General features: G+C 65.6%; 12 protein-coding genes. 5 read left to right on the forward strand and 7 right to left on the reverse strand.

Annotation, left to right across the window (positions count from 1 at the left end):
* Nucleotides 1-235: 235 nt before the first annotated feature.
* The 4 genes from BHE01S_RS10985 to BHE01S_RS11000 all read right to left on the reverse strand — a co-directional run bounded on the left by BHE01S_RS10985 (nucleotide 236) and on the right by BHE01S_RS11000 (nucleotide 3,406).
* Nucleotides 236-460, reverse strand: coding sequence for a hypothetical protein (locus tag BHE01S_RS10985; protein WP_042263646.1), 225 nt, complete (start codon nucleotides 458-460; stop codon nucleotides 236-238).
* A 151-nt stretch (nucleotides 461-611) separates the two neighbouring features.
* A complete protein-coding gene (locus BHE01S_RS10990) occupies nucleotides 612-977 on the reverse strand; it encodes a hypothetical protein (protein WP_028205078.1) in 366 nt (121 codons plus the stop codon).
* A gap of 277 nt (nucleotides 978-1,254) precedes the next feature.
* Complete coding sequence (locus BHE01S_RS10995) at nucleotides 1,255-1,830, reverse strand: ankyrin repeat domain-containing protein (RefSeq protein ID WP_042263649.1); 576 nt, start codon at nucleotides 1,828-1,830, stop codon at nucleotides 1,255-1,257.
* Between the two features lie 184 nt (nucleotides 1,831-2,014).
* A complete protein-coding gene (locus BHE01S_RS11000; RefSeq protein WP_042263651.1) occupies nucleotides 2,015-3,406 on the reverse strand; it encodes a short-chain fatty acid transporter in 1,392 nt (463 codons plus the stop codon).
* A gap of 498 nt (nucleotides 3,407-3,904) precedes the next feature.
* Between BHE01S_RS11000 and BHE01S_RS11005 the strand changes: the two genes are divergently transcribed.
* A complete protein-coding gene (locus BHE01S_RS11005) occupies nucleotides 3,905-4,561 on the forward strand; it encodes a peroxiredoxin (protein ID WP_042263653.1) in 657 nt (218 codons plus the stop codon).
* A gap of 104 nt (nucleotides 4,562-4,665) precedes the next feature.
* On the opposite strand, the gene BHE01S_RS11010 is transcribed toward BHE01S_RS11005, so the two are convergent.
* Genes BHE01S_RS11010 through BHE01S_RS11020 form a run of 3 tightly spaced genes read right to left on the reverse strand, consistent with a single transcriptional unit; the run spans nucleotide 4,666 to nucleotide 7,411 of the window.
* A complete protein-coding gene (locus BHE01S_RS11010) occupies nucleotides 4,666-5,529 on the reverse strand; it encodes an ABC transporter permease (protein WP_042263655.1) in 864 nt (287 codons plus the stop codon).
* 19 nt (nucleotides 5,530-5,548) lie between these two features.
* The gene (locus BHE01S_RS11015; RefSeq protein ID WP_042263657.1) at nucleotides 5,549-6,343 is read right to left on the reverse strand and encodes an ABC transporter ATP-binding protein; all 795 of its coding nucleotides are present in this window, start codon (nucleotides 6,341-6,343) and stop codon (nucleotides 5,549-5,551) included.
* 48 nt (nucleotides 6,344-6,391) lie between these two features.
* Nucleotides 6,392-7,411: an ABC transporter substrate-binding protein gene (locus BHE01S_RS11020; protein ID WP_042263659.1), complete on the reverse strand. Its 1,020-nt coding sequence runs from the start codon at nucleotides 7,409-7,411 to the stop codon at nucleotides 6,392-6,394.
* Between the two features lie 198 nt (nucleotides 7,412-7,609).
* Between BHE01S_RS11020 and BHE01S_RS11025 the strand changes: the two genes are divergently transcribed.
* From BHE01S_RS11025 to hutU, 4 genes are all read left to right on the forward strand, one after another.
* Nucleotides 7,610-8,287, forward strand: coding sequence for a response regulator (locus BHE01S_RS11025; protein ID WP_042263660.1), 678 nt, complete (start codon nucleotides 7,610-7,612; stop codon nucleotides 8,285-8,287).
* Nucleotides 8,288-8,305: 18 nt separating this feature from the next.
* The gene (locus BHE01S_RS11030) at nucleotides 8,306-9,727 is read left to right on the forward strand and encodes a sensor histidine kinase (protein WP_042263662.1); all 1,422 of its coding nucleotides are present in this window, start codon (nucleotides 8,306-8,308) and stop codon (nucleotides 9,725-9,727) included.
* Between the two features lie 95 nt (nucleotides 9,728-9,822).
* A complete protein-coding gene (hutC, locus tag BHE01S_RS11035) occupies nucleotides 9,823-10,536 on the forward strand; it encodes a histidine utilization repressor (RefSeq protein ID WP_042263664.1) in 714 nt (237 codons plus the stop codon).
* Nucleotides 10,537-10,905: 369 nt separating this feature from the next.
* Nucleotides 10,906-12,594 carry a urocanate hydratase gene (hutU, locus tag BHE01S_RS11040; protein ID WP_042263666.1) on the forward strand — a complete coding sequence of 563 codons (1,689 nt, stop codon included), beginning with the start codon at nucleotides 10,906-10,908 and terminating at the stop codon, nucleotides 12,592-12,594.
* Nucleotides 12,595-12,598 lie beyond the last annotated feature (4 nt).

The following is a 12,598-nucleotide window of genomic DNA, read 5'->3' on the forward strand; positions in this document are numbered from 1 at the left end:
CTTAATTTCGGATTTCGAAACGAATGCGATCGCTATGGCTCCGCGAGTGCCGCTCGTCATCGCGTGCGACTTTATTGGCGCACGGTTTCTGCGTTCTCCCGAAAACAGTGCAAGGTGCCCGGTTATGGCTGGACGCCGGCAGACAGCGCGAAGCCGTCGCAGTCCTGAGCCGCGACGGCTGCGCTTCGAGGCGGGGTGGCGAAGGGCGAACCTGGCGCTGGCGCGCCGGTTCGTTTCATGGAGATTCCGACATCAGCCAGCGCAGCGATTGCGGGGCGGGCTTGGTGGCTTTCGCGGTTTGCTGGGCTTTGGGCGCCGGCTTCGCGACTTTTTGCGGCTGGATGGGCCGGGCGGCGCTGAGGGCGGTTGCATGGGCGCCGGTTTGCGCGAGCGCGGCGGGGTTCGCCGACGCCAATGCGAACAGCGCGGCGGCGAGCGTCAGGGCGAGGGGGCGAGTCATCTGGGTTCTCCCGCGTGAGCCAGCGGCCGGCGAAGGGGAGGCCGGCGCTGCAAGCGGAAGTGTGTTCGGAGGATAACCACCACGCGTCCATCATTTGATGGAGAAACGCGTGGCTTGTGTGGGGAACCCCGCTTATGAAGCTAAACAGGCGCTAGTCGGCAGGGCGGCGGTCGGCGAGCGCTCGTTCGCAGTCCTTGAGCACTTGCAGGACGAGCTTGGCCTGGTAGTTCAGGTCGTCGGTGTCGAGAATTTCCTCGACGGCGTCGCGCGCCCAGACGGCGTCCACGAACCATGCGTGCTGCTGCGCGATGTCCTGCGCCATGGCGGCGAGCCGCGCGATCGCGAGCCAGTCGGCCTCGCGCGCGTGACGGTCGAGCCACTTGTGCGCCGCCTGGACGTGAAAGGCCGCGTTGGGCCAGGATTCGTTGAGATAGTAGGCTCCGAGGCTCCCGCAGGTGAGCCAGCAGAGCAGCTCCACGCGATCGCGCGGACTCAGATGGTGGCGTACATCACTCATGGCGACGCTCGCGAAAGTAACAGAGTTCGATTGACGGGTGCGTGCAGACTTCGAATCCGATGACAAAACGATATCACGGCTCGTGGAAAATCGCCTGCCCCGCACTGGCGCTGCACGCACGGGTGTTACATGGATAGCGTCGCCTGGCGGCGCGTTGTATGCAAACCAGGAGTGACACCAGGAAGGCGCGTGCCGTTACGCGCCTTGCAGCGTTTCGCGTGCCTGCAGCCAGCGGCCGCCTGTCGGGCCCTCGATCGGACCCCTTGTGCGGCGCTTGCTACGCGACCTTGCCGTCATCCTTTCCGGCGAGTCGGGCGGCCGTGTCCACGGCGCCCATCGCGTTCGCCACGTCGAGCGCGGTGTTGCCCGCGGCGTCGTGCGCCGCCGGGTTCGCGCCGCGCGCGAGCAGCAGGTCGACGATATCGGAGTGGTTGAACATGGCAGCAACCATCAGCGCCGTGCGGCCGTCGGGAGAGGCGCCTTCCACGTCGGCGCCGCTTTCCAGCAGGGCGCCGATCACGTCGACGTAGCCCTTGAAGGCCGCGCCCGCGATCGGCGTTTGCCCGTTGTCGTTGCGCAGGTCGGGATCGGCGCCGCGCTGCACGAGCGCTCGCACGGCGTTCGCGTGGCCGTGATAGCTTGCCAGCATCACGAGGCTGTCGCCTTTTTCATTGCGCAGGTTCGGCGGCAGGCCCTGGTCGATGAGCGTGGCGAGCGTCGTGGCTTCGCCGCGGCGCGCGGTGTCGAACACCTGGCGCGCGAACTCGACGAAGCGAGGATCGGGTTCGCCGCCGTCAGCGCCTGAGCCGGACGAAGAGGACGACGGTGGGGAGGGCGGCGCGCTGGCGGTCATGGCAGTCTCCTGGTTCGGATCGCGCATCGATTCAGGGCGGCATGCCGTCGTCGAGGCTCGCCCATTGTCGCCGATCTTCGCGAGCCGCGAAGCCGGGGCGTCGAACGCACGCGCAATGAAAAAGGCGCTGCCCGAACCGCTAAATAGCAGCCCGGAGCAACGCCTTCCTTCGTGCGGAGACCGCTCAGGGCACGAGCCAGAGCGCGACGGCGTAGATCACGAGCGACACCGCGAACGTCACGGCGGTATAGCCCATCACGCGCTGAATGCGGATGCCCGCAATCGCGACGATCGGCACCGCCCAGAACGGCTGCAGCATGTTCGAGACGTTCTCCGCCATCGCCACGCCCATGGCGGTGCGCGGCACCGAGGCGTGCAGGCTCAGCGCGGCGGGCAGCACGAAGGGGCCCTGCACGGCCCAGTGGCCGCCCGCGCTCGGCACGAGCAGCGTGATGATGAGCGAGCTCAGATAGCTCCAGAGCGGCAGCGAAAGCGGCGTCGCGATCGTGACGAAGGCCTTGGCGATCATCGAGGCGAGGCCCGTGCCCTTCATCACGCCCATGATGCCGCCGTACACGGGGTACTGGAGCAGCATGGAGCCGGTCTGGCGCGCGGCGCGGCGAATGGCGTTCGCGTAGGCGATGGGCGTGCGCTGAAGCGCGAGGCCGATCAGCAGGAAGATCAGGATCGTCGTGTTGATGTCGAGATCGAAACCCTTTTCGCTCCATTCCATCGCAAGATAGCCGGCGCCGAGCGCGATCAGCAGCAGCGTGCCGAGCATCGACTGCTCGAGGCGCGACGCGAGCGTAGGCGTGCCGTTGCCGACGCGCGCGTGCGGATCGTCGCCGGCGCCGGCATCGTTCGCTTCGGTATCGGCCGCCGCGCTGAAAGGCGCGACGTGCCCCGGTTTCGGATGCATGCGGATGAAGATGAACGTCATCACGACCACGACGAGCACGGTCGGGACGAAGACGAACGGCGCGAACACCGTCTGGCTGAGCGGAATCACCTGACCTGTCGCCTTTTCGACGAGATTGAGCGCATTGCCATGCGAGGCCTGCGAAAGGGCGATCGAGCTGGAGAGCCCGCTATTGCAGATCGACCATGCCGAATAGCTGCCGGCCACGAGCCACGCGAAGTCCACGTTCACGCGCCTCGCGATTTCGCGCGAGAGCAGCGCGCCCACGATCAGGCCCAGGCCCCAGTTCAGCCAGGCCGCGATGGCGACGACTGGAAACACCAGCAGCGCGGCGCGCGCCGGCGTCTGCGCCTTGGCCGCGAGGGCGCGCAGCACGCGCTGGATCACGGGCGCCTCGGCAATGGCATAGCCCGTGGCGAGGATCAGGATCATCTGCAGCGCGAAGCCGAGAATGCCGAACGTGCCTTCGTACCAGGAGCCGAGCAGCGTAGGGAGATTGCCGTGCGGCGCGATCAGAAGCGCGAGCACCGCGACGAAGAAGGTGAGGCAGATCGACAGGACGAACGGGTCGGGCATGACTCGCTCGAAAACATACACGAGGGCGGCGACGACCCCCTGGCGGGAATCGCGCGTTTCAGTCTGGAGGTCTCTTTTCATGCTCTTTGCGCTAGGTAGCGTATGGCTACTGGCTGGCCGGAGCGGACAGGAGGCGTTGCTTGCGAATGGTCCCGGCACCGTGCGGCCGGCAAGCAGTCGGCGCGTGGTGCAAGGGGGCAAATGCGGCTCCTCCATAAGCGGGAGGCGATGCCGCCCCGGCTCAGCGGGTTCATATCACGCCTTGCACGCGCGGATTTGCGCGGCAAGACGGCCAGCCCGTTCTTGTTATTCTGGTGTTCGAAATACGAACACAGTTTCGATTATCGAACGTCGCATTATTCGCTTTATGCCAAGTGGATGTCAAGGCTGCGATATCGTCCCGATGCGGGTTTTCCGTGGCAAATGACAGAAAAATGTATTTAAAACGTAATAAAAATGAAATCGGAAAAATTTTCATAAGTGTCACGCGCACTACCTAAAATGCAGAAGCGGGAGTCATTTTTCGCGCGCACACCGACCCCTCACGAGCTGTAAATCACTGCATTCAGGAGACTGAAGATGACGATTCGTCTTGGAGAAGAGGCACCCGATTTCACCGCGGAGACGACCGAAGGCAAGATCCATTTCCACGAATGGATCGGCGACCAATGGGCCATTCTGTTTTCGCATCCGAAAGACTTCACGCCCGTTTGCACGACCGAACTCGGCTATATGGCGAAGCTCAAGCCGGAGTTCGACAAGCGCAACACGAAGATCATCGGTCTGAGCATCGACCCGGTGAGCGACCACGAGAAGTGGGTCAAGGACATCGAGGAAACGCAGGGCAGCGCGGTCAACTATCCGATGATTGGGGATCACGACCTCGCCGTCGCGAAGCTCTACGACATGATCCATCCGAACGCGAGCGGCGCGAGCCCGCGCTCGGCCGCCGACAACGCCACGGTGCGCTCGGTGTTCCTCATCGGGCCGGACAAGAAGGTGAAGGCGATGCTCGTCTACCCGATGAGTTCGGGCCGCAATTTCGACGAAGTGCTGCGCCTGCTCGATTCGCTGCAACTCACCGCGAAGCACACGGTGGCGACGCCGGTGAACTGGAAACCGGGCGACGACGTGATCATCCCGACTTCGGTATCCGACGATGCGGCCAGGCAGAAGTATCCGCAGGGCTTCAAGACGCTCAAGCCGTATCTGCGCACGGTCGGGCAGCCGAAGTAACGCTGGCGCGCCAGACAAAAAACGCGGCGCACTGGCAGTGCGCCGCGGACCACGGACCTGGAGACTTGCGGCTCGCACGGCCCGGACAGGGGAACTGGATGGAATCAGTTCGAAGGGGTGGGCCGCCACTTGAGCAAACGATGCTCGAGCGCGGTGAGTACATAGTCGGCGGCGAGCGCGACCACGGCGAGCACGATCATCGCGGCGAACACGCCGCTCGCGTTGAACGCGCCCTGCGCCGTCGAAATCAGCAAACCGATGCCTTGCTTCGAGCCCAGGAATTCGCCTACCACGGCGCCGACCAGCGCGAAGCCGAAGCTCACGTGCAGGCTCGCGAGAATCCACGAGAGCGCTGAGGGAATCACGACCGAGGTCGTCACCTGGCGGCGCGACGCGCCGAGAATCTGCGCATTGGCGATCATGTAGCGGTCGGCCTCGCGCACGCCCTGGAACGCATTGGCGAACACGACGAAAAACACCATCACCACGGCGAGCGCCACTTTCGACGCCATGCCGAGCCCCAGCGCGATCACGAACACCGAGCCGAGCACTACGCGCGGAATCGAGTTGGCGATCTTGATGTAGAGGCTGAACACATCGGAGAGCAGCTTGTTGCGGCCAAGCACGATGCCGCAGAACACGCCGGCCACCGAGCCGATGATGAAGCCGAGACCCGTTTCTTCCAGCGTGACCCAGACCTGCGTGAGGAGCGGCCCCTGCGAGGTGCCGTTCACGAACCAGTCGATGATCTGGTCGAAGATGGCCGTGGGCATCGAGAAGAAGAACGGGTCGATCCATTTGAGGCGCGCGGCGAGTTCCCAGCCGCCGAGCACGACGACGAGCACGAGGATACGCAGCGCAATGACGAGCCAATTGCGCTGACGAATGCGCTTTTGCGCGGCGCGCTCGACGGCGTCGAGCGAGGCGGTATCGAGGCCTTGCGGCAGGGTTTGTTGCGGGGTGGACATGGTTGGGCGGCTCCGGTTGTCAGGCGATCTGCACTTCTTCGCGCAGGTCGTGCCAGATCTGGCGCGACAGTTCGACGAAGTGCGGCGCGTAGCGGATTTCGGACGTCACGCGCGGGCGCGGCAGATCGATCTCGTAGACCTTCTTGAGCGTGGCGGGGCGCGCGGTCAGCACGAACACGCGGTCGGCGAGCGCAATGGCTTCTTCGAGGTCGTGCGTGACGAATACGACCGAGCCCGTGCCGCCCCACAGCTGCAACAGCTCGTCCTGCATGAGCGTGCGCGTTTGCATGTCGAGTGCCGAGAACGGCTCGTCCATGAGCAGGATTTCGGGCTTGTTGATGAACGTCTGTGCAAGCGCCACGCGCTTTCGCATGCCGCCCGAAAGCTGATGCGGATAGTGCTTGCCGAAGTTGGCGAGGCCCACGCGGCGCAGCCATTCGTTGGCTTCGTCGTAGGCCGCCGACTTCGAGCGGCCGCGATAGAGCGGGCCGGCCGCCACGTTGTCGAGCACCGAGCGCCACGGGAACACGGCATCGGCCTGGAACACGAAGCCAATGCGCGGATCGATGCCGTTCACGCTCGCGCCCATCACGCGCACTTCGCCGGTGGTGGGTTTGAGCAGGCCCGTGATCATGCTGAGCGTGGTGGACTTGCCGCAGCCCGTGGGCCCGACGATCGCGACGAACTCGCCGCGCGCGACCGACATGCTGAAGTCGCGCAGGGCGACGGTCGCCTTGCCGTCCGGCGAAATGAAGCGGCACGAAACATTGCGCAGCTCGATGGCCGGCGTGCCTTGGGAATGAGAGGAAGTCATTGTCTCAGTGGGCTGAACGTGGGGCGTACGGGGAGCAACCCGCCTTGATTACTTCGACGCCGTGGCGGTCGTAGCCGGCAGATAGTCGTTCGAGTAAGTCTTCGCGAGGTCGATGTGCTTGCCCTTCACCGAAGGATTGAACGCTGAGAGCACCTTGAGCACTGTCTCGGGGCCGTCGGCGGGCATGCGGCCGTCCTTCGTGAACATCGGCAGCGAGGACTTCAGCGCGGCCACGTAGAGATCCTTGTTGCTGCCGTAGTAGTCCTTCGGCATCTTCGCGGCGATTTCATCGGCGTTATGCGTAGCGATGAAATTGAGCGTGCGCGAGAACGCGTGCGCGAGCTTCGTCGCTTCGTCCTTGTGCGACTGCGCCCAGGCGCGCTGCACGTAGAAGCTCGAAGCGGGGTAGGTGCCGCCGAGCGCCGCGCGCGTGCCTTCGAGCGTGCGCATGTCGACGAGCACCCTGGCGTCGCCGGTTTGCAGCAGACGCGAGACGGTGGGCTCCGTGGTCATGCCCGCATCGATGCGGTTCTGCTTGATCGCCGCGATGAAGGTGTTGTCCGCGCCCACCGGCAGCAGCGTGTACTGGTTGGAGGGCACGCCCGCGCGCTGCGCGAGGTACTGCGTGAGGAAGCTCGTGGAGGAGCCGAGGCCCGTTACGCCGAGCGTCTTGCCCTTCACGTCGGCCATGCTCTTGAGCGTGCCGGCCGCCGCGTTGGACACCATTTCCACTTCGCCCGGCACCTGGCCGAACACCACGAGCGTCTGCACCTCCTTGCCCTTGCTCTGCAGGTCGATGGTGTGATCGTAGAAGCCCACCACGCCTTGCACCGCGCCCGCGAGCAATTCGTTCTCGGCGTCCACGCCGGCCGGCTGCGACTGCAGCTCGACGTCGAGGCCTTCGTCCTTGAAGTAGCCGAGCTGCTCGGTCAGTTTGGCGGGCAGATAGATGATCTTGGTTGCGCCGCCAACCATGATCGTGATCTTTTCCGCGTGGGCAGCCGTGGAGCCGGCGGCGAGGGCGAACGCGACACTCGATACGGCGGCGATCTGGCGCAAGGTAGGCATCGTGGAGTCTCCTGAAGGTAGTGCGCCGTGCATGCGGGCGCTTTTTGGTGGATGGAGCCGATTATAAAAACCGTAAGCCTTCTGCCAGCCTTCTGGCGCCTTGCAAAATCGTCCGTGTTAACCCGCAGGGCGGCGGCGCGCCGGCAACGGCACAATCGATTCCCCCGAAACGGCCTTCGTCATTGCCCGCACCCGCCCATGAAGTTGCTGCTGATCGAAGACAATCCCACGCTTGCGCACTGGCTCGTCAAGACGCTGGAGGAGCAGGCGTTCGCCTTCGACGCCGTGCAGGACGGCGAAGCGGCCGACCAGTTGCTGCAGTCCAGTCACTACGACGTGGTGCTGCTCGACCTCAATTTGCCGAAGCTCTCGGGCAAGAACGTGCTGCGGCGGCTGCGCCAGCGCGGCGACGCGACGCCCGTGATGGTGCTCACGGCAAGCGGCTCGATCGACGAAAAGGTGGAGCTGCTCGGCGCGGGCGCCGACGACTATCTCGTCAAGCCGTTCGAGGTGCGCGAACTGGTGGCGCGCATCAAGGTGCTGATTCGCCGGCAAACGCCCGCGCGCGCGAACGAGATCGGCTGCGGGGACCTCGTGTTCGACCTCAACACGCGCCAGTTCACGCTGAAGGGCGCGCCGCTGAACGTCACGCCGCGCGAGCGCACGGTGCTCGAAACGCTCGCGCTGCGCCTCGGCCAGACCGTTTCGAAGGCCGCGCTCGTCGATGCGATCTTCACGCTCGCCGACGAACCCAGCGAAGACGCGATCGAAATCTACGTCTCGCGGCTGCGCAAGAAGCTCGAAGGCAGTTCGGCCGTGATCGTGACACTGCGCGGCCTGGGCTATTTGCTGCGCAGGAAGGATGAAACGCTATGACGACTTGCGCGTGCCGACATGACGGGTAGCCTGCGTGTTCGCCTGTTGTGGTGGATGCTCGTGCCGCTCGCGCTCTACGTGGGTTTCACGGCGACGTCCGAGTATCGCACTGCGCGCCATACCGCCGATCTGGTGCAGGACGGCCGGCTGCTTTCGTCCGCGCGCATGATCGCCGGTTCCGTGCAATGGGCAGACGGTGCGCTGCGCGCCGACGTGCCGCCTGCGGCGCTCGAACTCTTCGCTTCGCCGCAGCAGGACCAGGTGTTCTACAACGTGCACGTGGAGGGCGGCTCGCTGCTCGCGGGCATGCCCGATTTTCCGTACGCGGCTGCGCCGCCCGCCGTCGATTCGCCCGTGGCGTTCGACGCACAGCTGCGCGGCCAGGCCGTGCGCGCCGTGAGCGTGGTGCGCTCCATGTACGACAACGGCCACATCTGGCGCGTGCGCGTGTCGGTTGGCAAGACCCAGCGTTCGCGCGACGCCATGGTGGAGGCGCTGTGGCGTCCCCAGCTCTATCGCCAGATCGGCATGGTGATGCTGGCCGTGGCGCTCGCCGGCATCGGCCTCACGTTCGAGCTGCGTCCGCTCATGAAGCTCAAGAACGACGTGGCGGACCGCGATCCTTCGCACCTCGAACCCATTCGTGCCGAAGGGCTGCATGCCGAACTGCGGCCCGTCGTGGACGCCATCAACCAATGCATTGCGCGCCTGTCGGCGCAGACGGCGGCGCAGCGCCGCTTTATCGCCGACGCTGCGCACCAGCTGCGCACGCCGCTCACGCTGCTCGGCACACAGTTGCAGTACGCGCGCCAGCAAAAAGCCGTCGATCCCGCGCTCGACGAAGTGCTGGCGGCCATGCACGTGAGCAACCGCTCGATGGTCGCGCTCACCAACCAGTTGCTGCTGCTCGCGCAGGCCGAGGCGCTCGATCCCGCGCAGTTGCCGGCCGCGCCCGTCGACATGGCGCAGCTCGCGCGCGAAGTGGTCGAGGCGCTCGCGCTGCTTGCGCAGACGTGCGGCATCGATCTCGGGGCGGAACTGCCGGGCGAGGCGGGCGGGGCGGTGGTGCAGGGGCATCGCGAGCTGTTGCGCGCGATGGTCAGCAATCTCGTGGACAACGCGCTGCGCTACACGCCGGCTGGCGGGCACGTCACGGTGTCCGTGCGGGTGAGCGGCGAGACGGTCGCGCTCGAAGTGCTCGACGACGGACGCGGCATTCCCGCGGAGGCGCGTGCGCGCGTTTTCGAGCCTTTCTTCCGCGCCGCCGCCGGGACGGAAGGCACCGGACTGGGTCTCGCGATCGTGCGCGAGATCGCGCAGTCGCATCGCGGCGCGGTGAGTCTGAATCCGGGCGCGGACGGGCGGGGCGTGCGCGCCTGCGTGGCGCTGGCGCGCTGGCAGCCTGCGCTCGTGGCCGAGCCTGCCTGGGAGCCGCTTTAAGGGGCGGTACAATGTGGCCGCCTGAAGCCGCAAGTCCGGGCCGCGCCTGGCGGCCATTGTGGCGGCGACCATCCGTTCATTCGAAGATCGAGACCATGCAAAAGAAGACGGTCCGCGGCGCCTCGTTGCCCGCCTATGAGCAGATCAAGCGTCATGTGCTCGCGCAGATCGAAAGCGGCGCCTTGCGGCCCGGCGACGTGGTGCCTTCCGAAACGGAACTGGTGAAAGAATTCGGCGTGGCGCGCATGACGGTGTCGCGTGCGCTGCGCGAGTTGATGGCCGAAGGCGTGCTGAACCGCGTGCGCGGCTCGGGCACGTACGTGGCGCCGCGTCAGTACGAATCGACGGTGCTGCAGATCCGCAATATCGCCGACGAAATCGCGGCGCGCGGCCATCGGCATGGCGCGCGCGTGTTGGCGCTGGAGTCGAGCGACGATCCGAATGCGATCGCCGCGCTCGAACTCGACGCCGGGCCGGTGTTCCACTCGCGCATCGTGCACAGCGAAGAGGGCGAGCCGATCCAGTACGAGGACCGCTACGTGAACCCCAAGGTGTTCCCCGACTACCTCGCCCAGGACTTCACCGTCGAAACGCCGAATCACTACATGGTGCGCCTCGCGCCGATCCAGCGCGCCGAGTTCCGCATCTACGCGCAGAAGCCCGACGCGCGCGTGCGGCAGTATCTGGAGATGGAAATCGGCGAGCCTTGCCTGCTGTTGCTGCGGCGCACGTGGGTGGGGCGTCATGTGGCGACTTCCGTGCGCCTGTGGCATCCGGCTTCGCGGTTTCATCTGGCGGGTACCGTTTGAGAAGCGGGCGGCGAGCCGGCTCGTTTCCTGCGGCCTTGCTGAACCACGCTCCACCGGACGCTCACGCACGCCTTGCCGCCTGGATTCCCGCGCCCCGTCCCTCCTGACCGCGTCTACGCGCCATGCACGATATCGGGCCGTTTGCAGACATCTTGTCTAGACAAAGATTTCACGGCTCGTTTGCCGGCCTGGCGCGTCCGCAGCCAGATTCCTGCGATTCATGCCAGGGTAACTACTAACCCACGTTTGGGCGAAACGAGTTGTATATACAACTTGACGGCGTTAGACTTAGCCCACGTTGCAGCGCGCATTGCATCTCCGCGGGCGCAGCTTTTCAGCTTGCTATCCAGACTCGACGGACACGAACAAATGAACCACCCGAACTTCACCGACCCCCGCCTCGACCCGACCCGCACGATCCGAGCGCCGCGCGGCAGCGAGAAGGTCTGCAAGACCTGGATCGCGGAAGCCGCCTACCGGATGATCCAGAATAATCTGGACCCCGAAGTCGCCGAGCATCCGCATGCGCTCGTGGTGTACGGCGGCATTGGCCGTGCCGCGCGCAACTGGGCGTGCTTCGACCAGATCCTCGCGTCGCTGAAGGACCTGAACGAGGACGAAACGCTGCTGATCCAGTCGGGCAAGCCCGTGGGCGTGTTCCGCACCCATGCCGACGCCCCGCGCGTGCTGCTCGCGAACTCGAACCTCGTGCCGCACTGGGCCACCTGGGAGCACTTCCACGAACTGGACCGCAAGGGCCTCATGATGTACGGCCAGATGACGGCGGGCAGCTGGATCTACATCGGCTCGCAGGGCATCGTGCAGGGTACGTACGAAACGTTCTATTCGGTGGCGAACCAGCACTTCAACGGCGACCCGAAGGGCCGCTGGATCCTCACGGGGGGCCTGGGCGGCATGGGCGGCGCGCAGCCGCTCGCGGCGACGATGGCGGGCTTCTCGATGATCGCGGTGGAATGCGACGAGACGCGCATCGACTTCCGCCTGAAGACGCGCTACGTGGACCGCAAGGCGAAGACGATCGACGAGGCGCTGGCCATCGTCGAGGAAGCGAAGAAGACGGGCAAGCCGGTTTCGGTGGGGCTGCTCGGCAATGCCGCCGATGTGTTCGCGGAGTTCGTGAAGCGCGGCATCACGCCCGACTGCGTGACGGACCAGACGAGCGCGCACGACCCGATCAACGGCTACCTGCCGCAGGGCTGGACGGTGGCGCAGTGGCGCGAGGCGCAGAAGGTCGCGCCGGACTCCATCGTGAAGGCGGCGAAGGAGTCGATGGCGAGCCAGGTGCGCGCGATGCTCACGCTGCAGGAACGTGGTGCGGCCACGCTCGACTACGGCAACAACATCCGCCAGATGGCGCTCGAAATGGGCGTGGAAAACGCGTTCGATTTCCCGGGCTTCGTGCCGGCGTATATCCGTCCGCTGTTCTGCGAGGGCAAGGGGCCGTTCCGCTGGGTGGCGCTCTCGGGCGATCCCGAGGATATCTACAAGACGGACGCGAAGGTCAAGGAACTGATCCCCGACGATGCGCACCTGCACAACTGGCTCGACATGGCGCGCGAGCGTATCGCGTTCCAGGGCTTGCCGGCGCGGATCTGCTGGGTGGGCGTGAAGGATCGTTATCGCCTCGGTCAGGCGTTCAACGAAATGGTCAAAAATGGCGAGCTGAAGGCGCCGGTCGTGATCGGCCGCGATCATCTCGACACGGGCTCGGTGGCGAGTCCGAACCGCGAAACGGAGTCGATGAAGGACGGTTCGGACGCGGTGAGCGACTGGCCGCTGCTCAATGCGCTGCTGAACACGGCGGGCGGCGCGTCGTGGGTGTCGCTACACCATGGCGGGGGTGTGGGCATGGGCTTCTCGCAGCACGCGGGCGTGGTGATCGTGGCGGACGGCACGCAGGCGGCGCACGAGCGTCTGGGCCGCGTGCTGCTGAACGATCCGGCCACGGGCGTGATGCGCCACGCGGACGCCGGCTACGAACTCGCGCAGCAAACGGCGCGCGAGGCGGGTCTCAAGCTGCCGATGCTCGGGCGATGAGCGG

The sequence above is a fragment of the Paraburkholderia heleia NBRC 101817 genome, from assembly GCF_000739775.1.
In the GTDB taxonomy this organism is placed as follows: Bacteria; Pseudomonadota; Gammaproteobacteria; order Burkholderiales; family Burkholderiaceae; genus Paraburkholderia; species Paraburkholderia heleia.